22 protein-coding genes and 1 pseudogene are annotated in these 23,484 nt (G+C 73.8%); 15 read left to right on the forward strand and 8 right to left on the reverse strand.

The genetic code is table 11. The features are described 5' to 3' along the window. The first annotated feature begins 168 nt into the window (after positions 1-168). From iolC to mmsA, 5 genes are all read left to right on the forward strand, one after another. Entirely contained in the window at positions 169-1,176 is a 1,008-nt protein-coding gene (iolC, locus tag I5Q34_RS01590) for a 5-dehydro-2-deoxygluconokinase (protein WP_199890241.1), read from the forward strand. Between the two features lie 64 nt (positions 1,177-1,240). Continuing rightward, positions 1,241-2,119, forward strand: a complete 879-nt coding sequence (locus tag I5Q34_RS01595; protein WP_199890242.1) for a deoxyribose-phosphate aldolase — start codon at positions 1,241-1,243, stop codon at positions 2,117-2,119. Between the two features lie 48 nt (positions 2,120-2,167). Then, on the forward strand, positions 2,168-3,064 hold the full coding sequence (iolB, locus tag I5Q34_RS01600) for a 5-deoxy-glucuronate isomerase (RefSeq protein ID WP_199890243.1): 897 nt from the start codon (positions 2,168-2,170) through the stop codon (positions 3,062-3,064). After that, positions 3,061-4,947, forward strand: coding sequence for a 3D-(3,5/4)-trihydroxycyclohexane-1,2-dione acylhydrolase (decyclizing) (iolD, locus tag I5Q34_RS01605; protein ID WP_199890244.1), 1,887 nt, complete (start codon positions 3,061-3,063; stop codon positions 4,945-4,947). The genes iolB and iolD overlap by 4 nt, the downstream gene beginning before the upstream one ends. Before the next feature lie 39 nt (positions 4,948-4,986). Continuing rightward, complete coding sequence (mmsA, locus tag I5Q34_RS01610; RefSeq protein ID WP_199890245.1) at positions 4,987-6,426, forward strand: CoA-acylating methylmalonate-semialdehyde dehydrogenase; 1,440 nt, start codon at positions 4,987-4,989, stop codon at positions 6,424-6,426. Between the two features lie 61 nt (positions 6,427-6,487). On the opposite strand, the gene I5Q34_RS01615 is transcribed toward mmsA, so the two are convergent. Both I5Q34_RS01615 and I5Q34_RS01620 read right to left on the reverse strand, forming a co-directional pair. Then, positions 6,488-7,969: a PH domain-containing protein gene (locus I5Q34_RS01615; protein WP_199890246.1), complete on the reverse strand. Its 1,482-nt coding sequence runs from the start codon at positions 7,967-7,969 to the stop codon at positions 6,488-6,490. Beyond that, positions 7,966-8,481, reverse strand: coding sequence for a PH domain-containing protein (locus I5Q34_RS01620; protein ID WP_199890247.1), 516 nt, complete (start codon positions 8,479-8,481; stop codon positions 7,966-7,968). The genes I5Q34_RS01615 and I5Q34_RS01620 overlap by 4 nt, the downstream gene beginning before the upstream one ends. A gap of 117 nt (positions 8,482-8,598) precedes the next feature. Here I5Q34_RS01620 and I5Q34_RS01625 point away from each other — a divergent pair, with 117 nt between their 5' ends. Next, positions 8,599-9,198, forward strand: a complete 600-nt coding sequence (locus I5Q34_RS01625; RefSeq protein ID WP_199890248.1) for a TetR/AcrR family transcriptional regulator — start codon at positions 8,599-8,601, stop codon at positions 9,196-9,198. 49 nt (positions 9,199-9,247) lie between these two features. Here I5Q34_RS01625 and I5Q34_RS01630 read toward each other — a convergent pair whose 3' ends face one another. Beyond that, positions 9,248-11,338, reverse strand: coding sequence for an FUSC family protein (locus I5Q34_RS01630; RefSeq protein WP_199890249.1), 2,091 nt, complete (start codon positions 11,336-11,338; stop codon positions 9,248-9,250). Positions 11,339-11,904: 566 nt separating this feature from the next. Between I5Q34_RS01630 and I5Q34_RS35425 the strand changes: the two genes are divergently transcribed. From I5Q34_RS35425 to I5Q34_RS01655, 5 genes are all read left to right on the forward strand, one after another. After that, positions 11,905-13,581, forward strand: coding sequence for a sigma-70 family RNA polymerase sigma factor (locus I5Q34_RS35425; RefSeq protein WP_199890250.1), 1,677 nt, complete (start codon positions 11,905-11,907; stop codon positions 13,579-13,581). Between the two features lie 100 nt (positions 13,582-13,681). Then, a complete protein-coding gene (locus I5Q34_RS01640; RefSeq protein WP_199890251.1) occupies positions 13,682-15,847 on the forward strand; it encodes an FUSC family protein in 2,166 nt (721 codons plus the stop codon). Between the two features lie 35 nt (positions 15,848-15,882). After that, the gene (locus I5Q34_RS01645) at positions 15,883-16,662 is read left to right on the forward strand and encodes an alpha/beta fold hydrolase (protein ID WP_199890252.1); all 780 of its coding nucleotides are present in this window, start codon (positions 15,883-15,885) and stop codon (positions 16,660-16,662) included. Between the two features lie 100 nt (positions 16,663-16,762). After that, positions 16,763-17,539, forward strand: a complete 777-nt coding sequence (locus I5Q34_RS34290) for a hypothetical protein (protein ID WP_234428232.1) — start codon at positions 16,763-16,765, stop codon at positions 17,537-17,539. Between the two features lie 28 nt (positions 17,540-17,567). Then, positions 17,568-18,143 (forward strand): nucleosidase, encoded by a 576-nt coding sequence (locus I5Q34_RS01655; RefSeq protein ID WP_234428233.1) that lies wholly within the window; start codon positions 17,568-17,570, stop codon positions 18,141-18,143. Between the two features lie 510 nt (positions 18,144-18,653). Here I5Q34_RS01655 and I5Q34_RS01660 read toward each other — a convergent pair. Then, on the reverse strand, positions 18,654-18,851 hold the full coding sequence (locus I5Q34_RS01660; protein WP_199890254.1) for a DUF397 domain-containing protein: 198 nt from the start codon (positions 18,849-18,851) through the stop codon (positions 18,654-18,656). Beyond that, positions 18,848-19,678 (reverse strand): helix-turn-helix transcriptional regulator, encoded by an 831-nt coding sequence (locus I5Q34_RS01665; RefSeq protein ID WP_199890255.1) that lies wholly within the window; start codon positions 19,676-19,678, stop codon positions 18,848-18,850. Before I5Q34_RS01665 ends, I5Q34_RS01660 begins: the two co-directional genes overlap by 4 nt. A 116-nt stretch (positions 19,679-19,794) precedes the next feature. On the opposite strand from I5Q34_RS01665, the gene I5Q34_RS01670 reads away from it, so the two are divergent. The 4 genes and pseudogenes from I5Q34_RS01670 to I5Q34_RS01680 all read left to right on the forward strand — a co-directional run bounded on the left by I5Q34_RS01670 (position 19,795) and on the right by I5Q34_RS01680 (position 21,477). Then, positions 19,795-19,962, forward strand: a complete 168-nt coding sequence (locus I5Q34_RS01670; RefSeq protein ID WP_199890256.1) for a hypothetical protein — start codon at positions 19,795-19,797, stop codon at positions 19,960-19,962. A 2-nt stretch (positions 19,963-19,964) separates the two neighbouring features. Then, on the forward strand, positions 19,965-20,192 hold the full coding sequence (locus tag I5Q34_RS35950) for a DUF6255 family natural product biosynthesis protein (RefSeq protein WP_374192954.1): 228 nt from the start codon (positions 19,965-19,967) through the stop codon (positions 20,190-20,192). Between the two features lie 387 nt (positions 20,193-20,579). After that, positions 20,580-20,930 (forward strand): annotated as a pseudogene (locus I5Q34_RS01675) (phosphotransferase); the annotation flags it as partial. A gap of 331 nt (positions 20,931-21,261) precedes the next feature. Further along, positions 21,262-21,477 carry a hypothetical protein gene (locus I5Q34_RS01680; RefSeq protein WP_199890257.1) on the forward strand — a complete coding sequence of 72 codons (216 nt, stop codon included), beginning with the start codon at positions 21,262-21,264 and terminating at the stop codon, positions 21,475-21,477. Positions 21,478-22,025: 548 nt separating this feature from the next. Here I5Q34_RS01680 and I5Q34_RS01685 read toward each other — a convergent pair. Genes I5Q34_RS01685 through I5Q34_RS01695 form a run of 3 tightly spaced genes read right to left on the reverse strand, consistent with a single transcriptional unit; the run spans position 22,026 to position 23,343 of the window. Further along, positions 22,026-22,391, reverse strand: coding sequence for a GntR family transcriptional regulator (locus tag I5Q34_RS01685; protein ID WP_199890258.1), 366 nt, complete (start codon positions 22,389-22,391; stop codon positions 22,026-22,028). Continuing rightward, on the reverse strand, positions 22,391-22,861 hold the full coding sequence (locus I5Q34_RS01690; protein WP_199890259.1) for a hypothetical protein: 471 nt from the start codon (positions 22,859-22,861) through the stop codon (positions 22,391-22,393). Before I5Q34_RS01690 ends, I5Q34_RS01685 begins: the two co-directional genes overlap by 1 nt. Continuing rightward, on the reverse strand, positions 22,858-23,343 hold the full coding sequence (locus I5Q34_RS01695; RefSeq protein WP_199890260.1) for a DUF1648 domain-containing protein: 486 nt from the start codon (positions 23,341-23,343) through the stop codon (positions 22,858-22,860). The genes I5Q34_RS01690 and I5Q34_RS01695 overlap by 4 nt, the downstream gene beginning before the upstream one ends. Positions 23,344-23,484: the final 141 nt, after the last annotated feature.

Here is a 23,484-nt window from a genome sequence, read left to right on the forward strand (position 1 = left end):
ATACGGACTTAAGGACTTTGCAACCGCGAGGCCACACAAGGGTTCGACCAGCATCCGCGCAGCATCACGTCAATATGTAAGGACAAAGTGTTGACAGGGCTTGATCCGCCCGGTTAGACCTGTGGGCAGAGCCAACGGGCCGCACCGGCCCGAACCGAAAGGGCGCACATGACCGATCCGTACGACCTGATCACCATGGGCCGCATCGGAGTGGACATCTATCCACTGCAGACCGGCGTCCCGCTGGCCCGGGTGGAGACCTTCGGGAAGTTCCTGGGCGGCTCGGCCACCAACGTGGCCGTCGCCGCCGCGCGGCTCGGCCGCCGCACCGCCGTCATCAGCCGCACCGGCCGGGACCCCTTCGGCGACTACATCCACCAGGCGCTGCGCGACTTCGGCGTGGACGACCGCTGGGTGACCCCCGTCGAGCGGTACCCGACGCCCGTCACCTTCTGCGAGATCTTTCCGCCGGACGACTTCCCGCTGTACTTCTACCGCCGGCCCAAGGCCCCCGACCTGGTCATCCGCCCCGAGGAGCTGGACCAGGAGGCCGTCCGGGCCGCCCGGGTCTTCTGGATGACCGGCACGGGCCTGTGCGAGGAGCCCAGCCGGGCCGCGACCCTGGCCGCCCTGGAGGCCCGCGGCAAGTCCGGCACCACCGTCTTCGACCTGGACTGGCGGCCCATGTTCTGGGGCGGCGAGGGCGGCGCCTCCGGCGACGGCGGCGCCACCGGCCCCCACGCCATGGCCAAGGCCCGGCCGTACTACGAGGCCGCGCTCGCCCACGCCACCGTCGCCGTCGGCAACGTCGACGAGGCCGAGGTCGCCACCGGCCTGCGCGACCCGGAGGACTGCGCCCGGGCCCTGCTGGACATGGGCGTCGAGCTGGCCGTCATCAAGCAGGGCCCCAAGGGCGTCCTCGCCGTGCACCGCGACGGCCGCGTCGCCGAGGTGCCGCCCACGCCCGTCGAGGTCGTCAACGGCCTGGGCGCCGGCGACGCCTTCGGCGGATCGCTGTGCCACGGCCTGCTGGCCGGCTGGGACCTGGAGACGGTGATGCGGTACGCCAACGCCGCCGGCGCCATCGTCGCCTCCCGCCTGGCCTGCTCCTCCGCCATGCCCACGGCCGCCGAGGTCGAGGCGTTCCTCGCGCGGCGGGCCGGCGCCCGCCCCTGACACCCCGCACTTCGAGCCCCACGCACTGCGAAGCCCCACGCGCTTCGAGAAGGTGAGTCACCCCTTGACCACTCGGATCTCCGACATCCCGGCGCTGCGGGCCCGGCACCCCGAAGCCGTCGCGGAGGCCGCCGCCCGCCGCACCCGCCGCCCCCTCCTCGGCGACAGCGGCCGGCTGATGATCGTCGCCGCCGACCACCCGGCCCGCGGCGCGCTCTCGGTCGGCGACCGCGCACTCGCCATGGCCAACCGCGCCGACCTGCTGGAGCGGCTGTGCCTGGCGCTGTCCCGCCCCGGCGTGGACGGCGTGCTGGCCACCGCCGATATCCTCGAGGACCTGCTGCTGCTCGGCGCCCTCGAGAACAAGGTCGTCATGGGGTCGCTCAACCGCGGCGGCATCGCCGGGGCCTCCTTCGAGATGGACGACCGCTTCACCGGCCACCGCCCGCAGGACCTCGCCCGGCTCCGCTTCGACGCCGGCAAACTCCTGCTGCGCATCGACTACGCCGACCCCGGCTCGGTGGAGACCCTGGAGTCCGCCGCCCGCGCGGTCGACGCCATGGCCGATCTGCGGCTGCCCGTCTTCGTCGAGCCCTTCCTCTCCCGGCGCGTCGACGGCCGGGTCCGCAACGACCTGGGCGCCGAGGCCGTGACCACCTCCGTGGCCATCGCCTCCGGCCTCGGCGGCACCTCCGCCTACACCTGGCTCAAGCTGCCGGTCACCGAGGACCCGGACGACATGGCGCGCGTCTGCGAGACGTCCACGCTGCCGACCGTGCTGCTCGGCGGGGAAGTCTCCCGGGACCAGGACAAGACGTACGAGAAGTGGCGCAAGGCCCTGCACCTGCCGACCGTGCAGGGGCTGGTCGTCGGCCGCTCGCTGCTCTACCCCGGCGACGGGGACGTGGCGAAGGCCGTGGACACCGCCGTCGGACTGCTGTGAAGCGAGCGTTGTGAAGAGAGTGCTGTGAAGCGAGGGAGACCGGACACCATGAACTTCCGCGGGTTCCACCTCAGGGCCGGGCAGGCCGGCGACGGCCCCTACGCCCTGGACATCACGCCGGAGAAGGCCGGCTGGGGGCACTCCTCCCTCCGCGTCCTCGAACTGCCGCCCGGCGGCGGCCACTCCTTCTCCACCGGTGACAGCGAATGGATCGTGCTGCCGCTGTCCGGCGGCTGCACGGTCACCACCGCGAACGGTGAACGCTTCGAACTGGCCGGGCGCAAGGGCGTGTTCGACGCGGTCACCGACTTCGCCTACGTACCGCGCGACGAGGAGGTCCGCGTCTCCAGCACCGGCGGCGGACGCTTCGCCCTCACCGGCGCCCGGTGCCGGCGCCGCCTGCCCGCCCGCTACGGGCCCGCCTCCGCCGTCCCCGTCGAGCTGCGCGGCGCCGGGTCCTGCTCCCGCCAGGTCAACAACTTCGCGGCGGCCGGGTCGTTCGAGTGCGACAGGCTCATCGCCGTCGAGGTACTCACCCCCGGCGGCAACTGGTCCTCCTACCCGCCGCACAAGCACGACGAGTGCCGCCCCGGCGAGGAGAGCGAACTGGAGGAGATCTACTACTTCGAGATCGCCGAGGCCGCCGGACGGCCGGGCCTCGGATACCAGCGCGTCACCCCCTCCGGCCACGGACGCGGCACGGACGTCCTCGCCGAGGTCCGCGGCGGCGACGCGGTGCTCATCCCCGACGGCTGGCACGGCCCGTCCATCGCCGCCCCCGGCCACGACATGTACTACCTCAACGTCATGGCCGGCCCCGGCGAGGCCCGCGAGTGGCTGATCTGCGACCACCCCGACCACGGATGGATCCGCTCCACCTGGCCGGACCAGCGCGTCGATCCCCGTCTTCCCCTCTACACCGCCCCCGCAGGAGCAGCCCGATGACCGCTTCCCCGACCCGCCGCCTGACCGTCGCCCAGGCCCTGGTCGAGTTCCTCGCCCACCAGTACACCGAACGCGACGGGCGGCGCCGCCGGCTGGTCGGCGCCTGCTGGGGCATCTTCGGGCACGGCAACGTCGCCGGCATCGGGCAGGCCCTGCTGGAGTCGGGCCCCGGCGCGATGCCCTACCTCCAGGGCCGCAACGAGCAGGCCATGGTGCACGCCGCCGTCGGCTACGCGCGGCAGAACGACCGGCTCGCCGCCCAGGCGGTGACCACCTCCATCGGCCCGGGCGCCACCAACCTGGTCACCGGCGCCGCCCTCGCCACCATCAACCGGCTGCCGGTGCTGCTGCTGCCCGGCGACGTCTTCGCCACCCGCCCCGCCGACCCCGTCCTGCAACAGCTCGAAGTCCCGTACGCCGGGGACGTGTCCGTCAACGACTGCCTGCGCCCCGTCTCCCGGTACTTCGACCGGATCACCCGCCCCGAGGCCCTGATCCCCGCCGCCCTCCAGGCGATGCGTGTCCTCGCCGACCCGGTCGAGACCGGCGCCGTCACCCTCGCCCTGCCCCAGGACGTGCAGGCCGAGGCGTACGACTGGCCGGAGGAGTTCTTCGCCGACCGCGTCTGGCACGTGCGCCGCCCCTCCCCCGACGCCGACGCGCTCGCCGAGGCCGTACGGGCCGTGCGCGCCGCCGGGCGCCCCCTGATCGTCGCGGGCGGCGGCGTCCACCACAGCGAGGCCGAGGAGGCGCTGCGCGCCCTCGTCGACGCCACCGGCATCCCCGTCGCCTCCACCCAGGCGGGCAAGGGCTCGCTGCGCCACGACCACCCGGCGGACGTCGGCGGCATCGGCCACACCGGCACCGCCGTCGCCGACGACCTGGCGCGCACGGCCGACCTCGTCATCGGCGTCGGCACCCGCTACAGCGACTTCACCACCGCCTCCACCACGCTCTTCGCCGCGCCCGGGGTCCGCTTCCTCAACCTCAACATCGCCTCCTTCGACGGCCACAAGCTGGGCGCCCTGCCGCTGGTCGCCGACGCCCGCGCGGGCCTGGAGGCGCTGACCGCCGCCCTCGCCGGGCACCGGGTGGGCGCGGAGTACGAGGCCGAGTACCGCGCGGGCAAGGCCCGTTGGGAGGCGCTGGTGGACGCGGCCTTCGCGGCCGGCGACGACTCCGTACCGCCGTCCCAGACCCAGGTGCTCGGCGCGCTCGACGCGGTCGTCGGCGACGAGGACGTCGTCATCAACGCGGCCGGTTCGCTCCCCGGCGACCTGCACAAGCTGTGGCGGGCCCGCTCCCGGCGCCAGTACCACCTGGAGTACGGCTACTCCTGCATGGGCTACGAGATCCCGGCCGCCATCGGCGTGCGCCTGGCGGCGCCGGACCGCCCGGTGTGGGCGCTGGTCGGCGACGGCACGTACCTGATGATGCCCACCGAGCTCGTCACCGCCGTCCAGGAGGGCGTCAACATCAACGTGGTGCTCGTGCAGAACCACGGCTACGCCTCCATCGGTGGGCTGTCGGCCGAGACGGGCGGCGAACGCTTCGGCACCGCCTACCGCTTCCGGGAGGAGGACGGGACGTACACCGGCGCCCCGCTCCCGGTCGACCTCGCGGCCAACGCCGCCTCGCTCGGGATGACCGTCCTGCGCGCCCGCACGGTCGGCGAACTGCGCGCGGCCCTGGCCGAGGCGCGCGCCTCCGACCGGCCCACCTGCGTGTATGTCGAGACCGACACCGCCGCTTCGGCGCAGGGGGCGCCCGGCGCCCAGGCCTGGTGGGACGTTCCGGTGGCCGAGACCGCCACCCGCCCGGCGGCGGTGCGGGCGCGCGCCGCCTACGAGCGGGAGGTCGCCGCCCGCCGCCACCACCTCTGACCTTCCGATCGCTCCACCGAGAAAGGCCCCGCACGCACCATGAAGACCATCAACCACTGGATAGGCGGCAAGCCCGTCGAAGGCGTCTCCGGGAACCACGGCCCGGTGACCGACCCCGCCACCGGCGTCCAGGAGAAGCAGGTCGCCCTCGCCTCCGTCGAGGAGGTGGACGCGGCGGTGGCCGCCGCCAAGGACGCCCACGCGGCCTGGGGCACGTCCTCGCTGGCCAAGCGGACGGGCATTCTGTTCGCGTACCGTGCCCTGCTGGACGCGAACCGCGAACAGATCGCCCGTCTGATCACCGCCGAGCACGAACTCGCCTGCGGCATCACGGAGAAGCTCAAGGGCGAGCTGTCCACCCAGGTCTCCAACCGGGTGGACGTGGCCGCGATCCGGCAGCCGCTCGGCGTCGTGGCGGGCATCACGCCGTTCAACTTCCCCGCGATGGTGCCGCTGTGGATGTTCCCGCTGGCCATCGCGTGCGGCAACACGTTCGTCCTCAAGCCCAGCGAGAAGGACCCCTCCGCCGCGGTGCTCCTCGCGGAACTCGCCGCGGAGGCGGGGCTTCCGGACGGCGTCTTCAACGTCGTCCACGGCGACAAGGCGGCCGTGGACCGGCTGTTGGAGCACCCGGACGTCGCGGCCGTCTCCTTCGTGGGCTCGACGCCCGTCGCCCGGTACATCCACGCCACCGCCTCGGCGCACGGCAAGCGCGTCCAGGCGCTCGGCGGCGCCAAGAACCACATGCTCGTCCTGCCCGACGCGGACCTGGACGCGGCGGCGGACGCGGCGGTGTCGGCGGCGTACGGGTCCGCGGGCGAGCGGTGCATGGCCGTGTCGGCGGTCGTCGCGGTCGGCGACACGGGCGACGAGCTCGTCGCGAGGATCCGGGACCGGGCCGAGAAGGTCAAGATCGGGCCGGGCGACGATCCGGCGTCCGAGATGGGCCCGCTGATCACGGCGGCCCATCGCGACAAGGTCGCCTCGTACGTGGCGGGCGCGGCGGCGCAGGGGGCGGAGGTCGTCCTCGACGGGACCGGCTTCACGGTCGAGGGCCACGAGAACGGGCACTGGATCGGTCTGTCCCTGCTGGACAAGGTCCCCGTGGACGCGGACGCCTACCGCGACGAGATCTTCGGGCCGGTGCTGTGCGTGCTGCGCGCCGGGACGTACGAGGAGGGCGTGGCCCTCATCAACGCGTCGCCCTGGGGGAACGGGACGGCCGTCTTCACGCGCGACGGGGGCGCGGCGCGCCGCTTCCAACTGGAGGTGCAGGCGGGGATGGTGGGGGTGAACGTGCCGATTCCGGTGCCGGTGGGGTACCACTCGTTCGGTGGCTGGAAGGACTCTCTCTTCGGCGACCACCACATTTACGGGAACGACGGCGTTCACTTCTACACGCGGGGCAAGGTGGTGACCACGCGGTGGCCGGATCCGGAGGACGGGGGAGTGGATCTGGGGTTCCCCAGCCACCGGTAGGCGGGTGGGGGGGAGGGTGCCCCCTCTGGGGGAGGGCCAGGGGCACCCTCAACCCCCACCCTCACCCCTCACCGACAACGAACTCCCGCACCCACTCCCCCGACACCGCCCCCGCGACCCCCACCGCATCCCCCGCCCCCACATCCCGCACGTGGTACCCCTCCTCGCCCGCCGCGACCGCCGCCGTCGCCGTCACCAGCCCCGCCCGTCGCGAGAACGGCGTGTCCGTGAACGTCCACGCCAGCACCGACGCCCGATCGAGGACGGCCGTCTCGCCGCTCAGCGCTCCCGAGCGCACCACCAGCCAGCGCCCCCGCACCGCGTGCCCGAGCGCCCGGTACGCCGCGCCGGCCAGCGCGTACGCCACCGGCACGGAGACCAGCAGCCACCCCGCCGCACACCACAGCAACACCGGTGTCAGCAGCACCCCGAGGACGCCCAGCGCCACCGTCACCGGCACGACGCCCCACACCACCAGCCGCACGACGCGACGACGGCGTGCCACCGCCGGGTGGGCCCGCAGCCCGGCCACGTCCACGGCCTCGCCCAGCACGCCCGTGCACACCCGCACCGCCTCCGACCGGGGGGCCGGGGGCAGGAGCACGCTGCGCCTGAGGTTCTCCTCGCGGTTGCCGAGGCCGCTCGTGACGGCCCGTACCGTCGCGCCGCCGCCGTACCGCAGCAGCAGCGGCTCGCGCAGGACGACGCCGCGCAGCCGGGCCCGTTCGATCGATACCGAGCGGGTCGTGAGGAGGCCGCGCCGGACGCGCAGGGTCGCGTCGTCGGTCCATTCCAGGCGGTACCGCCACCAGTTCTCCGCGTAGAGGGCGACCGCGCCGGTCACGCCGAGCAGGGTGACGATCAGCAGTCCCACGGGGATCGTCAGCCACAGCGCGCTCCTGCCGAACGCGTCGAAGGCCCGGCGCACGAGCCCCAGGCGCCACGGTTCGATCCCCATCCCGTCGAGCGCCCGCCACACCGCCCCCGCGCTCACCAGGACGCCACCGAACACCCAGAAGGTGAGCGGCGCGTAGCGCAGCCAGCGCGGGTCGGCGGTGGAGAGGACGGGCTCGGCGGCGTCCACGGAGCCCGCGCGGGCGAGGAGTTCGCGGCGCAGCCGTTCGGCGCCGGGCCGGCCGAGGGCCTCCAGTTTCAGCTCGCCGCTGTGCCCGCCGGTGCCGGCGCGCAGGACGACCAGGCCCAGGAGGCGCTGGACGGGGTTGGCGGTGAGGTCGACGTTGCGGACGCGGTGCAGGGGGACGGCGCGGACCCGCCGGGTGAACAGGCCCGTGCGCAGCTCGATCGCGTCGGCGGTGACGCGGTAGCGGGTGAGGCGCCAAGTGAGCGTCCCCGCGCCGGTGATGACCGCGAAGACGGTGGTGATGATCGCGAGCGTGATCCAGGCCCGGGCGTCCAGGCGTCCGCCGGTGGCGAGCGCGGTGAGGGCGAGCGAGCCGAGCGGCGCGCCGAGCCAGGCGCAGTGGGCGAGCGGGGTGCGGGCGTCGAGGCGGCGCCAACCGGCCGCGTGCCGGGGCTCGTTCATGCGGCGTCCTCCCGTACGAAGCGGGCGGCCTCGGCGACGCGCTCGGCCATGGCCCGCGCGTCCTCCTCCGCGAGCCCGGCGATCTTCACGGCGCCGGCCGTGGAGGCCGTGGTGACGGTGACGGTGGCGAGTCCGTACCGCCGCTGGAGCGGGCCGATCTCCGTGTCCACGGTCTGCACCCGCGACAGCGGCGCGATGCGGCGCCGCTGGAGGAACCAGCCGCTCGCGGTGTAGACGGCGGACGCGCCGACCTCCCAGGCGTGGACGCGGAAGCGCCAGGCGGGCATGGCCAGTTGGTAGAAGAGCGCGGGCGCGACCAGGACGGCCAGGGTCAGCGGGGCGAGCCAGGGCAGGGCGCCGGGGAAGAACAGCGCGGACGGCACCAGCAGGGCCGCCGCCGTGAGCAGCAGCGGGCCGGTGACGGTGAGCAGCGCCTGGACGGCCCACCAGCGGCGGGCGCGGGGATCGACGCGGTGGCGCGGTGGCCGCAGTCGGATCTGGGTGCCGGTCATCGCGTGGGTACCCCCCGGTTCTTTTCAAGTCGATCGTATTGGGTTCTGCTCCGGAGGTAGGGTATGGCAATACGCTCGACTTGGAAAACCTTGGAAGACGGGGAGGTGGCGGCCGCGATGCCCAAGCGCGTGGACCACGAGGAGAGACGCCGCCTGATCGCCGAGGCGCTGTGGCGCATCGCCAGCACCCGCGGCCTGGAGGGCGCGAGCCTGCGGGACGTGGCCGCCGAGGCCGGCATCTCGCTCGGCCAGCTGCAGCACTACTTCGCCGGCAAGGACGAGATGTTCGTCTTCGCCCTGGAGTACATCAGCAGCCTCGGTGAGCAGCGCATCCGCCGCCGCATCACCGAGCTGACCGACAGTCCCACCCCGCGCACGGTCCTGCGCGAGTGCGCCGCCGGAATGCTGCCGCTGGACGACGAGACCCGCACCGGACTCCTGGTCGGCATCGCCTACTTCATCCGCGCCCTGGCCGACGAGCGGCTGCGCCGCCACGCGCAGGAGGGGCAGACGGCGCTGCGCGCCTTCTTCGCCGACCAGTTCCGGCAGGCCGCCGGGAACGGCGACGCGGCGCCCGGGCTCGACCCCGGCACCGAGGCGATGCTGCTGATCGCGCTCACGGACGGGCTGACCAGCTCCGTCCTGCTGGACGTGATCACGCCCAAGGAGGCGATGGAACTGGTGGACCGGCACCTGGACCGGCTGTTCGCCGGCTGACCGCCGATCAGGCCGGCACCTGGGCCGCTGTTCACCGGCTGACGCCGGATCAGGTCCGGCGCGCCGCCCGGTTGCGTCCGCCCGGCCCCGGCGACAGCGCCTCCGCCAGCTCGTCGAGCGCGTCCACCAGCAGCTCCGCGCCGCGCACCGCCACGCCGCGGTCGCCCTCGGCCGCGTACCAGCCGTCGACCGCCGCGCGCGGGCCCGGCCAGGCCAGGGCCCGCCGCTCCCGCACCGCGGCCACCGCGTCCGGCAGGGCCTCGCGCAGGGCGGCGGCGAACGTCCCGGCGTGCGGGGAGGGCGGGGCGTCCCGGTCCGGAACGTGCGCCTCCATCAGCATCGTCACCCGGCCCATCGTGGCCAGCGCCGCGTCCGCCGCGCGCTCGGCGGTACGGGAGATGCCCCGGTGGCGCACGGGCTCCTTGAGGGCGCGCTCCGCCGTCTCCTCCCAGGCGGCCCGCGCCGCGCGGGAGTCGAGCAGGGCGTCGCGCAGCCGGCGCGTGCGGTGGTCGGCGGGGCGGGCGTACGCGTCGAGGACGGCGAGGCAGTACGCGCCGTTGGCGTCCAGCCAGTCGGCGAGCCGGTCGCGCAGCCGCGCGGTCTCCCAGATCGGGAACACCGCGTACGCGGCCATCGCCAGCAGCCCGCCCAGCAGCGTCAGCGCCACCCTGGCCTGCACGGTCTGCGACCAGCCCTCGCCGACGATCCCCAGCAGGAAGACGACGTACGCGCCGATGCACGCGGAGGCCACGATGTAGCCGGTGCCCATGAGCAGGTACAGCAGGCCGACGCAGACCACCGCCAGTGCCGCGCAGATGTACGGGTCCGGGTGCAGCAGCGCGGCGAGGCCGGCGCCCAGGAGCACGCCGATGAGCGTGCCGACGAACCGGGCGACCCCGCGCGAGTACGTCTGCCCGAAGTCCGGGCGCATGATCATCACCGAGGCCATGGGCGCCCAGTAGCCGTGGCCCAGCGGCAGCGCGGCGCCCAGCACGTACCCGACGGACGCCACGACCGCGACGCGCACGGCGTGCCGGCCGACCGGGGACGACCACCTCGCCTCGCGCCGGACCGCCCGCAGGGCGACCGGGACGAGCCGGGGGACGCTGGGCCGCAGCAGGTGGCGGTGCTCGCCGGCCCGGCGGGCCGTCCGCACCGGCTTGTCGCTCTGGTCGACCACGTCGCCCAGCAGCGCGATCAGCCGGTACGCGGAGCGGCGCGCCGCTCCGGAGAGCACCGGCCCCTCCTCGGGCACCTGGAGCACGGCCAGCGCCTCGGGCGACAGCCGGACGGGACGGCCCCAGCGGATCGAGCGGGCGACGGAGTCCAGCACGCTCGCCGCCGCCCCCAGCAGGTCGCGGGCCCGGTCGCGCTCCGGCCCCTCGGCGGGCGCCCCGACCACCGGGTCGGCCAGCGCCGCCAGCACCGGCCGCAGCCGCTCGGCCAGCCCGCGCGGCCCGCCGAGCTGGCGGGGGCGGTTGCGGGCCTGACGCGGCGTGAGCTCGGCGGCGCTGCGGGCCTCCATCAGCGGCTGCGGGTCGAAGCGGGCGGTGGGGTCGTGGCGCAGCCGGCGCGCGTAGTCGGCCTCGGCGGCCAGCGCGTCGGCGAGCGCGTCCCGCTGCCGGCCCCAGGGTCTGATCGGGAACAGGACGATCAGCAGCGCCTGCACGACGCCGCCGAAGGCGATCAGCGCGGCGTGCTCGGCCGCGCCGGCGACGGAGGTCGGCAGGGTGACGGTGACCAGCATGACCGCCACGGTCTGCGTGGCCACCAGGCCGGAGACCGGGCCGACGGCCCAGGCCATGCCCGCCAGCAGCGTCCAGACGGCCAGGAGGAGGACGAAGACGACGTGGCTGTACGCGGCGAGGTAGCCGAGGAAGGTGCTGACGGCCAGGCCCACGGCCACGCCGAGGGCCAGCACCGGGCGCGGCCGCCAGCTCCGCTGGAACGTCGCCAGCCCGGCGGCGAACGCGCCGAAGGCGGAGGAGACGGCGAGGGCGGGGGTGCCGAAGCCGAGCATCAGCGCCATGACGAGGGCGATGCCGGTGGCGGCCCGGAGGGTGACGAGGGGTTCGAGGGTGGCCCGCTCGACGGTCAGCCCGGAGCGGGCGGTGTCTTTGAGCGCGCTCAGCCAGGGCATGGGTCTGAGCTTACGTTCCGGATGGTCGGGTTCCGTAAGGGGTTTGCCCGGGGGGTTGCCCCGGTCCCTCCCCCAGAGGGGGGTACCCCCACTTTCACCGTTTCCGCAGGGGCCGCGCCCCTTCGAACCCGCGGTGCGGGGCCTCCGCGCGGTGGGCGGGGGCTCCGCCCCCTGCACCCCCGCAACCGCGCTCCGCGCGGTTGTCCTCAAACGCCGGACGGGCTGAAATCGTGCCCGGGCGCGCACTCCAGCCCGTCCGGCGTCTGAGGACGAGCGGCGGAGCCGCGATGCGGGGTCCGGGGCGGAGCCCCGAAGCGGGGTGCGGGGGCGCAGCCCCGCAAGGGGGGAGCCCCCGCTCACCGCGCGGAGCGCGGTGCCGGGCCGAGGGGCGGAGCCCCGGGAGAAACGGTGAAAGGGCGGGGAGGGGCACACCACACAGCCGCCCGGCCCCACCCCGGCCCCCGCCGAAAGAAACCGGCAAGTTTCTGTTATCCACCCCCGCGCCCCGACGTCTCCAAGACGTCGACCACCATCGTCGGCATCCAACGGAAAGAGGTGCGTAAGGCGTGAGGACCGAGATCGACGCCGCCAGGATCGAGGCGGCGCGGGCCGGGGACACGGCGGCGCAGGACGAACTCGTCGCCGCCTGCCTGCCGCTCGTCTACAACATCGTCGGCCGGGCCCTGGGCGGCCACGCGGACGTGGACGACGTCGTCCAGGAGACGATGCTCCGCGTCGTCAACGGCCTGGGCGACCTCCGCGACCCCGCCGGCTTCCGCTCCTGGCTGGTCGCCATCACCACCAACCAGATACGCACGCACTGGCGCGGGAAGCGCCCCGAGACCCCCGGCGACCAGCCGGCCGAGGTGCCCGACCCGTCGTCCGACTTCGTGGCCGTCACCATCGTCCGGCTCGGCCTGGAGGGCCAGCGCCGGGAGGTCGCCGAGGCGACCCGCTGGCTCGACGACGGGGAGCGCGAGGTCCTCTCGCTGTGGTGGCTGGAGGCCGCCGGCGAGCTGAGCCGCGCCGAGGTCGCGGCCGCGCTCGGCCTCACCCCGCAGCACACCGCCGTCCGCGTCCAGCGCATCAAGGAGCGGCTCGACACCGCCCGCGGCGTCGTCCGCGCCCTCGCCGCCTCCCCGCGCTGCCCCGAACTCGCCGCCCTCGTCGCCCCCTGGGACGGCGTCCCCTCCGCCCTGTGGCGCAAGCGCGTCGCCCGCCACGCGCGCACCTGCGCGGCCTGCGCCGCCGCCGGGTCGGCGCTCGTCCCCGCCGAGGGCCTTCTCGTCGGCCTCGGCCTCGTCCCGGTCACCGGCGCGCTGCTCGGCTGGTGGGGCGGTTCGACGGTGCTGCACACGGAGTCCGTGGCCGCCGCCGCCCCGGCATCCGCATCCACATCCGCACCCGCACCCGCACCCGCACCCGTGCGAGCCGGTCACCGGGCGGCCGGCCGCCGCCGCGCCGCCAGGAGCAACGCCAAGGGCAAGCGGGTCGCCGCCGGCGCCGCCGTCCTCGCCGTCGTGGCCGGCGCGGCCGTCATCGGCGGCTCGGACCTCTTCGGCGGCGACGGCCCCGCCGTGACCGAGCCCCGCACGCAGGCCGCGAGCGACGCCGGCCGGGTGATGCCGCTGGGCGACCGCACGGCGACCCTGTCCGCGTCGCCCAGTGCGAGCAGCCCCTCCGCCTCTCCCGAGGAGAAGAAGGGCGCGAAGGACAAGCCCAAGCCCAAGGCCACCCCCACCCCCTCCGCCAAGGCCACCTCCGCGCGCCCCCGCCCCACCCGCTCCGCGGCCCGGCCCGCCCCGTCCCCCGACCGTCCCCGGCCCACCACCGCGAAGGCGACGCCCCGGCCCGCCGGCGGCGGCTCGCCGGCACAGCAGGTCACCGACCTCGTCAACGCCGAGCGCGCCAAGGCCGGTTGCTCGCCGCTCACCGGCAACGCGCAGCTCGACCAGGCGGCCCAGGCGCACTCCGACGACATGGCGGCCCGCGGCTTCTTCGACCACACCAACCCGGACAGCAAGGGCCCGGGCGACCGCGTCACCGCCGCCGGGTACCGGTGGACGACGTACGGCGAGAACATCGCCTACGGGCAGCAGTCCGCCGCCTCCGTGATGGACGGCTGGATGAAGAGCCCCGGCCACAAGGCCAACATCCTCAACTGCTCCTTCAAGGAGATCGGCGTCGGCGTCAACCACGCCCCGGGCGGCCCGCGCTGGACGCAGGTCTTCGGAGCGCGCTGAGAAGAAACGATCAGTCCGGGGAGGCGATCCGCTCCGGTTGCGGTGGTGAAGGAGTCGCCTAGGGTGACGATGTGAGCCGTCACCGCCCCGCCGGCACCCCGTGATCCGGCCCGTCGAGTGGCTGCTGCGGCAGCCCGACGGGCCGCAGGCGGTGCGCCGTGCCGTATGGGTGGTCCTGGCCGGCTGCCCCGGCTTCTACGTCCTGAACTACGTCCTGCACGAGCAGGCCATGGCGATGTTCGCCGTCTTCGGCGCCCTGCCCCTGGTCCTCTTCTGCAAGCTGCCCGGCCCGCCCCTGCTCCGGGCCCGCACCCTGCTCCTCACCCTCCCCGCCGGCCTGCTCGCCGTCACCGCGGGCACGCTGCTCGCCGCCCACGACTGGGCCGCCGCGCTCGGTCTGTTCGCCGTCGGCTTCGTGGTCTCCTTCCTCGGCGCCGGCGGCCCCCGCCCGACCGCCGTGGCCGCGGCCCTCCAGCTGTACTACGTGCTGCCGTGCTTCCCGCCGTACGTCCCCGGCCAGCTGGGCGACCGGCTGGCGGGCCTCACCATCGGCTTCCTGCTCACCATCGCCGTGGACCTGCTGCTGTGGCGCGACCCGCTCCCCGTCCCGTACCGCACCTTCCTCGCCGACGCGACGGACGCCGTGGCCGGTTACTGCGCGGCCGCCGCCCGCTTGCTCGACGGAGCGGGCGACGGCGATCCGCCCGCCGTCCGCGAGGCCGCGCTGCGGACCGACCGGGCCCTGGAGGCCACCCTCCTCTCCCGCGTCCCGCCCGACTCCCGCCCCGCCTCCGTCTCCCTGCGCGACCGCGGCCTCAACCACACCCGGGCGGCCCTCGGCCACCTCCGCACCCGGCTCGACGGCGTCGCCGTCGACGCCCACGAACCCGACCCCCGCGCCGCCCACCTGCTCCAGCTCTCCGCCGCGGCCCTCCGCCGCACCACCGAGGCCCTGCGCTCCGGCTCCCCGGCCCGCACCGGCCCCGCGGACGAACTCGCCGACGGCACGGTCGCGTTCGACGAGGAGCGGGCGCGCCGCCTCGGTGACGCGCCGTCCCCCGAGCAACTGCGCCAGGACGCCACCGTCCGCGCCGTCGCCGAAGGGGTGCTCGTAGCCCGGCAGTCCGCCCGCATCGCGCTCGGCGACCGCCTCGACCCCCGGCGGCGCCGCCCCACCGGGCCGTTCGCCTACGCCACCGTCCCCTCCGCCGTCTGGTGGTGGCGCCGGCTGTCCGTCCACCTCACCCCGCGCTCCGTCCTCCTGCGCAACGCCCTGCGCATCGCCGTCGCCCTGGCCTGCGCGCGCGTCGTCGCGGGCGAGCTGAGCCTGCCCCACGGCTTCTGGGTGCTGCTCGCCACGCTCAGCCTGATGCGCACCTCCGCCGCCGACACCCGCGCCGCCCTGCTGCCCGCCTTCGCCGGGACCGCCCTCGGCGCCCTGGTCTCCGTCGGCATGCTGGAGGCGGTCGGGGAACGCCCGCCCGTCTACGCGGTGTTGACGCCCTTCGTCTTCCTGCTCGGCTTCAGCTTCGGCACCGTCGCCGGGCCGATGTGGTCGCAGGCGGTCATGACCCTCGCCTTCATGGTCCTCTTCGGACAGGTCTCCTACCCCGGCTGGGACCTGCCCGCGTTCCGCTTCGTCGACATCATCGTCGGCGGCCTCATCGGCGCGGCCGCCGGACTGCTCGCCTGGCCGCGCGGCGCGTACGGCCAACTCCGCGACGACGTCGGCGAGTTCCTCGTCCGCGCCGCCACCGGATGCCGGGCCGTGGCCGAGCGGCTGTGCCACGTCGTCCGCGACGACGGGTCCGACGTGCTGCTCCCGGCCCGCCGCGCCATGCTCCTCGCCCAGGCGACCCACCTGGAGTACACCGGCGAACGGGCCGCCCGGCAGCACCGCTCCACCGACCCGTCCTGGGGTACGTACATGCTCGCCGGGTACGACGTCGTCACCGGCGGCGCCCTGCTCCTGGGCCGCCACCGGAGCGGCGACCACGCCCCGCCCGCGCCGGAGGCCACCGCCGAACTGACCGCGCTGGCCGAGCGGGTGGCGGGGGAGTGCGTCCGCGCCGCGCGGGCGCTGTCCGGCCCCGGGTCGCCCGGTCCGGCCTCCGACCCCAACCCCGCCCGCGCCTCCGGCCCCCTCCGCCTCGCCGACCGCCCGCCCGGCCGCACCCCGGCCGCCGACGTCCTGCTGATGGCCGACGCGGAGGCGTGGCTGACGGCGGTGGCGCGGGACGCGGTGCGGGCGCGGGGCGCGGGTTGACTCTGACATCGGTGTCAGGCTTTACGGTCCACGTCATGAACGCACGATTCGAACGCATCGTCCGTGGCGCCGGCTCCGGATCCGGCCCCGGCCTGCTGCTCGCCCACGGCGCGGGCGGCGGCATCGACGCCAACTACGGCCCGATCCTGGACGGCCTGGCCGCCCACCGCACCGTCGTCGGACCCGACTACCCCGGCGCGGGACGCACCCCGCGCTCCGCCGCTCCCCTCACCCTGGACGGCCTGGCCGACGGCCTCGTCGCCGCCGCCGTCGAGGAGGGCGTCGAGACCTTCGCCGTCAGCGGCTACTCCCTGGGCTCGGCCGTCGCCGTACGCGTCGCGGCCCGGCACCCCGAACGCGTCACCGCCCTCGTCCTCACCGCCGGCTTCGCCCGCCCCAACCCGCGCTTCCGCCTCGCGGCCCGGCTGTGGCGCGCGCTGCTGGCCGAGGACGACGGCCACGAGAAGCTGGCCGCGTACGTCTCGCTGATCGGCATCGGCGCGCCCGCCCTGGACGCCGTCCCCCAGGACGCGCTCGACGCCGCGCTGAAGGAAGCGGCCGCGACGGTTCCGCCGGGGACGGACGACCACGTGGAGCTGTGCGAACGGGTCGACGTGACGGCGGACCTGGCCGGGATCCGGGTGCCCACGCTGGTGATCTCGACGGCATACGACACCCTCGTCACGCCCCACCTCCACCGGGAACTCGCGGACGGCATCCCGGGCGCGGAGTGGGCCGAGCTGGAGAGCGGGCATCTGCCGTTCGCGGAGCGGCCGGGGGAGTGGCTGGAGTTGATCAACAGCTTCCTGAACTGAGGGATTCACGTGACAACAAATCACTTTGTGCCGTACACGCACCTTGGGTGAAGATTGCGCGTCCCCCCGCCTGATCCCGAGGAGAAGAAGCCCCATGCGCATGCGCATACGACGTGCCGGCGCCGTCGCGGCAGCCGCTGCCGTCGTTGTCATCACCCTCGGCGGGTGCGGCTCCGCGAAGACGGAGAAGGTGGCGGAGGCCGTGAAGGGTTCGCCGTCCTCCCCGGCCGGCGGGTTCGACGTCGAGGCGGCCGCGAAGAAGGCCGACCCGGCGCCGTACTCCGCGCAAATGAACGCCGAGACCTACGTCGGCAACCGGCTCGCCATGACGATGACCGGCCGGGCCGACATCAACGTCCCGACGTCCGTGAGGATGCGCATGCGAACGGCCTCGGACGTACCGGCCGACCAGGCCATCGACATGGAGATGATCGGCACGCCCGACGCCACGTACGGTCGCGGGAAGCTCGGCAAGTTCAGCACCGACGGCGGCTGGGCGAAGATGCCGGCGGGCAGCGGCCAGGGGGCGACCCAGGACTTCGCCAAGTACACCCGCATGATGCTCGACCTCGGCCCGTCCGCCCGCAAGGGAGTCGAGCAGCAGGGCGGCGAGCCCGCATACCGCCTCTCGGGCACCCTCACCCAGGACAAGGTCCGCAAGATCGACCCGACCCTCTACAACAACATGCGGTCCAGGAACATGGAGAAGATCGACTGCGACCTGTGGATCAACAAGGCCGGTCGCGTCGTCCGCCTCGAACAGTGGATGGGCATCAAGGGACTCAGCGGTCACAACATCGTGGTCCTCAAGGACTTCGGCGTACCCGTGAAGATCACCGCCCCGCCGGCCTCCGAGATCAAGCCGCTCGGGGGCTGATCTCGCGGGCCCTGCGATGATGGACGGCATGCGTCTCACCGGAACGATCACCCCCGACCGCCCCCTGCTCGTCCTGGCCGTCCAGGAGGAGGCCGCCCACCTCGACACGGACGTCCCCGTGCTCCTCACCGGCATCGGCAAGATCAACGCGGCGGCGTCGCTGGCGACGGTCCTGGCGCGGGGCGACCGCCCGTCCGAGATCATCAACCTGGGCACGGCAGGCGCGCTGTCCTCCGGCTGGATGGGGACGCATGAGATCGCGCAGGTCATCCAGCACGACATCGACACGCCTGTGCTCAAGGCCCTCACGGGCCGTACGTACGGTGACGCGCTGACGGTGAACGACGCGGCGGGCCCGACGCTGGCCACGGGCGACCTGTTCGTCGCGGACGAGGCGGCCCGGGCGCGGCTGGCGGAGCATGCGCAGCTGGTGGACATGGAGGGGTACGCGCTCGTGTCCGTCGCCCGCACGCACGAGGTGCCGATCCGCCTGATCAAGCACGTGAGCGACGAGGCGGGGGCCGGGGCGGGGCAGACGTGGCAGGAGTCGGTGGACGGCTGCGCGAAGGTGCTCGCGGAGTGGGTGCGGGAGGCAGGATTCTGAGGCAGGGCTCTGAGGAAGGGTTCTGAAGCAGGGTGGGCCGGGGGCTCGGCGGGCCGGGTTCGGGGCCGGGGGCTTTTCGGCTGGGGCCTGGGGGTGGGGCGGGGCAGGTGGGCGGTTTACATGGCGGGTGCTTGGCCGTCCACCCCCGTGTCGTCGTTGCGCGCACCGAAAAGACGCCGGCTGCGGAGGGAGGGGTCCGGCCCGTCTGCTGCGTGGCCGGTGGGAATTCCGGTGCTGCTGTGGCGAGTTGAGGGGGCCCAGCCGGACGAAGAGTAGGGGTGGAGCCACGACACGCCGGGAGAGCTGCTGCGGCTTACCCCTCTGGGCTGTTGCCCGGCCTCCGGGCATGCGCCACCCGTCCGTATCGCGGTGTGTGACAGCGGACGGTCCGCCCTTCCTCCTGTAGCTGCCGGTTTTTCCGGCCCGTACAACGACGATACGGGGGTGGGCGGCCAAGTACCCGCCATGCAAACCGCCCACCGTGGCCGCCGCCACGACGGCGCCCGCGCGTTACAACCGGCCGGTGCCGAGGGCGGCGACGAAGTTCCGCCAGGAGGGCGGGGGGAAGAGGAGGGCTAGGCCGCTCGGGCGTTTACTGTCCCTTATGGGGACGGAGCCTGATGCGGCTCTGGCCGGGGCCCATTCGAGGCACAGCCCGCCATCGCCATTGCTGTGGCTGGACTTGATCCATCCCTGGGTGGGTATCACGAGGGGAGCTCCTCCATGACGGTACTGATGAAGGCAGCGGTGTCGCTGGGCGACAACGCGTAGGCCCGGCAGAGATCGTAGGCACGCTGGTGTCGGTGCACCCTCACCGGGTCTTCGAGCAGCTCACCTGTCGTGATGCTCTCCTCGTAGGCAACAGTGGTGCCGTCGTCCAAGGTGAACAGTGACAAGGCGCCGCCCATCAAGGCGTGTCCCCCATGGGCGAACGGAAGAACCTGCACAATGCTGGCCGGGGTGTCCACGAGCGAGGTCAGCGCGGATAGTTGTGTCCGCCAGATCTGGTGGCTGCCAATGGGGCGCCGGATCACTGCCTCGTCGATGATGAGCGAGAGGTGCGGTCGAGGTTCTCCTCGCAGGAGAGCCTGGCGGCCGAGACGGAGCGATACCAGTTCCTCGATTTCGGCATCGGTCGCATGGGGCTTGGAGATGCGAAAGAGCGTCCGAGCGTAGTTCTCCGTCTGGACAAGCCCTGGGACGAAGTGCCCCGCGTACTCTGCGATGACCCTTGCTCGGGCCTCCAGTTCCACTTGCCGCCGGTACTTGTCCGGATGGGCCTCGTTTCGAGCAAGCCCGTACAGTCGCTCGAACAACCGGTCCGTTCCGAACGCGGCGTCCAACCGGGCCGGTAGGTCGGGAGGCGGCATGTGCTCGGCAATCTCGATGCGCGACAGGTGACTTCGACTGTAGTTGACGATCTCGGCCAGCTCCTCCAGGGACATCCCGGCCCGCACACGGTGCCGCCGGAGTTCCGCTCCGAACAGATGGCGGGCGGACCGATCGGGCGTGAGTTCGCGTGGCTTGCGCGGCATGGGCGGCTCCCCGAATTCCCATGTCCCGGCTGGGACATCAAGCGCTTCCGGAGCGTACTCGCGGTCGGCAATCCTGTTGCCACTCCCAGTGATCGCCAACCCGAAGGGGTATCCCTATGCCCGCGCACCCAGAGAATCCCCAGCTCCCACCCCCCGTCCCCGCCCCCTGCGCCGAATGCCGCCGCATCAAGGACGCCTTCCACGCCGCCACCCGCGCAGGGAACCGCACCGCCGCGCAGGGCTGGATCGTCGCCATGGGCCGCCACCAGCGCTGGATGCACTGACCATGCAGACCTGTGTGCACGCCGCCGCGTGGACGGTCGCGGCCGGCGTTGTCACCTGCCCTCACTGCGGCGTACGCCGCTTCACCGCCTACGCGGCGCTGTGGCGCGAGGTCCCCGGCCCGCCGGAGAGCGGCCCGACGGCCACCGTCATGGGAACGGGCCTCATCCCGATACGGCCGGGGCTCCCGAACTGCCCAATCGCCACTGGAGCGTCGACACCGTCGAGGTGACCGCCTTGGGCGAGGGAGGAACTCACTGACCTGGTCGGTCCGTTCCGGGACCGCCCGCTGGGCCGGCAAGGCTGTGCCCGCACATGCGGTGGGACGTTCGTGTACGGACTCGGCCTCGCGGACGGGCTGGAACGGACCAAGTGATCACGTCCCGCTGGATGGTGCAGCCGTCGGAGCGAATAGCGGGCGATTTGGTCGTTCGCGGCGGCGTGGCGGCCGGGGTGTCACGACCAAAACGCCCGCAATCAAAGATCAACGGCCGCACGGGCATGGCGCCATGCTCCGTCCCTCTCATCTGGGTCTCTCGTATTCCTCCGCTTTCGCCATCACAGAGGGCACGACCGCCGGGATACCCGCCGGCGCGCCGGAGCCCACGCCGGACGGGCGGTGGACGGTCCCGCTGGGGGACCGGACGTTCGCGCTCCTGCGCTGGGTGGAGGGCGAGGAGCCGATGGAACAGGCCGTCATCGGGCGGACGTTGGCCCGCGCGCACCTCGCACTCGGGACTGCCGAGCCGGGCTGGCTGTACCTGCCCGAGGAGCACCTCGGCGTACGGCCCTGGCTGCGCCGATGGCGGACGCGGTCGCGGAGCGCCTCCGGGGGCTCGATCCGGCGACGCCGACCTGGGGGCCGGTGCACGGCGACCCGTCCACGGACGCGTTCCGGCTGGACCCGGCGACGGGCCGCTGCGGGGTGATCGACTGGGGCGGGGCCGGTGTGTGGCCGAGGGCGTACGACCTGGCGGCGCTGGTGATGTACGAAGGCCCGGCGCGCATGCGGCAGTTGCTCGACGCGTACGTGGTGGAGGGCGCGCTCGCGCGGGAGGAGGTGGAGCGGGCGCTGGGGCCGCTGCTGGATTACCGGTGGGCGGGGCAGGCGGTGTACTTCGCGGGGCGGATCGCGAGGGGGGACGTGACCGGGCTGTGGAGTCCGGACGTGAACGAGGAGGGGCTGGAGGCGGCGCGGAGGTGGTTCGCGCGCTTACCCGTATGGGTGACAAAGGGCTTGGGGTTGTCCACCCGGGGGAAGCTCTGCGGCAACGCAACTGTGCGTAACCGTGGGGGTGTTCATGCGTCGTCTTGTCGTCGTCTGTCTTGGGGTGCTGGCGTTCTTCGGGTTCGCGGTGTCGCCGGCGAGTGCGGTGCCGGATCCGGTCGGCATCGTCGCCTGCGTTGCCGAAACTCCGGCAGCTGTCACCGAGCTCGTCGACCCGGCCGCGCTTCTCGACCCGGCGGGGCTGCTCGATCCGACCGGGCTTCCCGTCGTGAGCTGCCTGGCGCCGTGATCTGAGCTTTCCCCGACCTCGCCCTTCACCGTCTCTTCCGGGGCGGAGCCCCGGGGCCGTAACGCGGCTTCGGCCGCGTTGGCCGGGGGCTTCGACCCTGGGCCCCTGGAACCGCGCTTCGCGCGGTTGTCCTCAGACGCCGGACAGGCTGGAGTGCGTGCCCGGGCACGGATTCCGCCCGTCCGGCGTCCGAGGACGAGCGGCGGAGCCGCGATGCGGGGTCCGGGGCGGAGCCCCGAATGCGTCTGTCCGGAGCTTGAGGACGAACGCGGCGCAGCCGCATTGCGGGGTCCGGGGCGGGATCCCGAATCCAGCCCGTCCGGCGCTTGAGGACAACCGCGTGGAGCCGGTTGCGGGGACCGGGGCGGAGCCCTGAAGGAGGCCCGGGGAGCGGAGCCTCCGGACGCGGGGGCCAGGGGCGGAGCCCCGCAAAGGGGTGCAGGGGCGGAGCCCCCGCCCCACCCCGCGGAGCGTGGTGCCGGGCCGAGGGGGCGGAGCCCCGGGAGAAACGGTGAAAGGGCGGGTCGGGGACAAACAAACCCCACCCCCTACCCCCGCTCCCGCCCGAACTCCTCCCTCACCATCGCCACCGCCTCCCCCTCACTCAACCCCTCCCGCCGCGCCAGCCGCACGAAGCGCCGGCACGCCTCCACCGCCAGCGCCCGCGACGCCGGCGCGTCCGCGCTGACCACCGCCCCCCGCCCGGGCCGGAGTTCGAGCAGCCGCTCCGCCTGGAGGAGCTGGTACGCGCGCAGCACCGTGTGCACGTTCACGTCCAGCGTGCGAGCCAGCGCCCGCGCTGCGGGCAACCGCTCGCCCGGACGGAGCGAGCCGTCCGCCAGCTGCCGCCGTACGCACGCCGCGATCTGCTCCGCCAGCGGCACCCGCGACGCGTGGTCGATGGTGACCAGCATCAGTGGTCCCGGGCGCGGGTTCGCAGGTAGTGGAGGACGAGTTCGGCGGCGGTGCCGGCGTCGTCGACCGTCACCACGAACTGCGAACCGCTCTTGAACTCCAGCCACAGCGCGTCCCCTTCGCGCAGGGACACGGCACGCATCCCCGGCTGCCACCGGTAGCCCCAGCCGCCGATCTCGGTCGGCCGGGTCCAGCGTGCCGAGGCGTGCTGGAGCCGGTGATAGGGGAAGCGGCGGCGCAGGAACGGCAGGAGGACGGAGGCGACGGTCACCCCCTGGGGCGCGACGGTCACCCGGACCGCCCCGCAGGCGAGGAACGCCGCCGGAGCGAGCAGCGCGTACAGGCAGACGGCCCGGTACTCCGCGTCGACGGCCGCGAACACCGGCAGCGCGAGGGCCAGGACGACGCCGACGGCCAGCAGCCACCCGCAGAACTGCGAGCGCTGCCAGACGGATGTGACGGTGCTCATGCCCTGTCCGCCTTCCGGGAGCGGAGCCAGCCGCCGAGGGCCACGGCACCGCCGGCCGCCAGGGCGACGACGTACTGGTAGGCGGGGACGGAGACGTCGCCGCCGTCACCCGCGTCGGCGGCCGCCATGAGCATGCTCCACATGAAGTAGGTGGTGGCCACGGAGACCGCCCAGGCCGCGATCAGGGTCGGACGCGTGCTGCGCTGTTCCTCGTCGGTCAGGGACTTGACAAGGAACAGCACCGTTTCGACCGCGTAGAGCACCAGGTTTCCGGCCATGGCCTGTCCGGGCGGACTGTAGCCGTCCGCTCCGCCCGTGCCGAAGTGGGTGGGCATGCGGCTCGGCAGGTCGTCCCGGAGGACGAAGTAGGCGACGACGGTGACGGCGAGTCCGGCCGCGAACGGCACGACGGTCAGACCGGCGATCCGGGCTGGACTTGTCTCGGACTCGTCCGTTCTGTCCGTGCTCCCTGTTGAGTGCATCGGCAATTCCTCCCCCAGGATGTGCTGTTCGCGTCAATCTAGAACAACCAGATGGAGCGGCCAAGGATGTGTCCTGAAAGCGGTCCGTCAATGCGACTGCACTTGCGGCGAGTTGGGTGGATTGCGCGATGGCCGGTTCCT

Origin of the sequence: Streptomyces sp. AV19, from assembly GCF_015999245.1 — a bacterium.
GTDB lineage: Bacteria > Actinomycetota > Actinomycetes > Streptomycetales > Streptomycetaceae > Streptomyces.

Coding starts and splice junctions, on each gene's coding strand:
- I5Q34_RS01690 (WP_199890259.1), bottom strand. CDS start 22,861: ATGAGCACCGTCACATCCGTCTGGCAGCGCTCGCAGTTCTGCGGGTGG.
- I5Q34_RS01645 (WP_199890252.1), top strand. CDS start 15,883: ATGAACGCACGATTCGAACGCATCGTCCGTGGCGCCGGCTCCGGATCC.
- I5Q34_RS01685 (WP_199890258.1), bottom strand. CDS start 22,391: ATGCTGGTCACCATCGACCACGCGTCGCGGGTGCCGCTGGCGGAGCAG.
- iolB (WP_199890243.1), top strand. CDS start 2,168: ATGAACTTCCGCGGGTTCCACCTCAGGGCCGGGCAGGCCGGCGACGGC.
- I5Q34_RS01615 (WP_199890246.1), bottom strand. CDS start 7,969: ATGAACGAGCCCCGGCACGCGGCCGGTTGGCGCCGCCTCGACGCCCGC.
- I5Q34_RS34290 (WP_234428232.1), top strand. CDS start 16,763: ATGCGCATACGACGTGCCGGCGCCGTCGCGGCAGCCGCTGCCGTCGTT.
- I5Q34_RS01680 (WP_199890257.1), top strand. CDS start 21,262: ATGCGTCGTCTTGTCGTCGTCTGTCTTGGGGTGCTGGCGTTCTTCGGG.
- mmsA (WP_199890245.1), top strand. CDS start 4,987: ATGAAGACCATCAACCACTGGATAGGCGGCAAGCCCGTCGAAGGCGTC.
- I5Q34_RS01620 (WP_199890247.1), bottom strand. CDS start 8,481: ATGACCGGCACCCAGATCCGACTGCGGCCACCGCGCCACCGCGTCGAT.
- I5Q34_RS01695 (WP_199890260.1), bottom strand. CDS start 23,343: ATGCACTCAACAGGGAGCACGGACAGAACGGACGAGTCCGAGACAAGT.
- I5Q34_RS01655 (WP_234428233.1), top strand. CDS start 17,568: ATGCGTCTCACCGGAACGATCACCCCCGACCGCCCCCTGCTCGTCCTG.
- iolC (WP_199890241.1), top strand. CDS start 169: ATGACCGATCCGTACGACCTGATCACCATGGGCCGCATCGGAGTGGAC.
- I5Q34_RS01670 (WP_199890256.1), top strand. CDS start 19,795: ATGCCCGCGCACCCAGAGAATCCCCAGCTCCCACCCCCCGTCCCCGCC.
- I5Q34_RS01625 (WP_199890248.1), top strand. CDS start 8,599: ATGCCCAAGCGCGTGGACCACGAGGAGAGACGCCGCCTGATCGCCGAG.
- I5Q34_RS01630 (WP_199890249.1), bottom strand. CDS start 11,338: ATGCCCTGGCTGAGCGCGCTCAAAGACACCGCCCGCTCCGGGCTGACC.
- I5Q34_RS01665 (WP_199890255.1), bottom strand. CDS start 19,678: ATGCCGCGCAAGCCACGCGAACTCACGCCCGATCGGTCCGCCCGCCAT.
- iolD (WP_199890244.1), top strand. CDS start 3,061: ATGACCGCTTCCCCGACCCGCCGCCTGACCGTCGCCCAGGCCCTGGTC.
- I5Q34_RS35950 (WP_374192954.1), top strand. CDS start 19,965: ATGCAGACCTGTGTGCACGCCGCCGCGTGGACGGTCGCGGCCGGCGTT.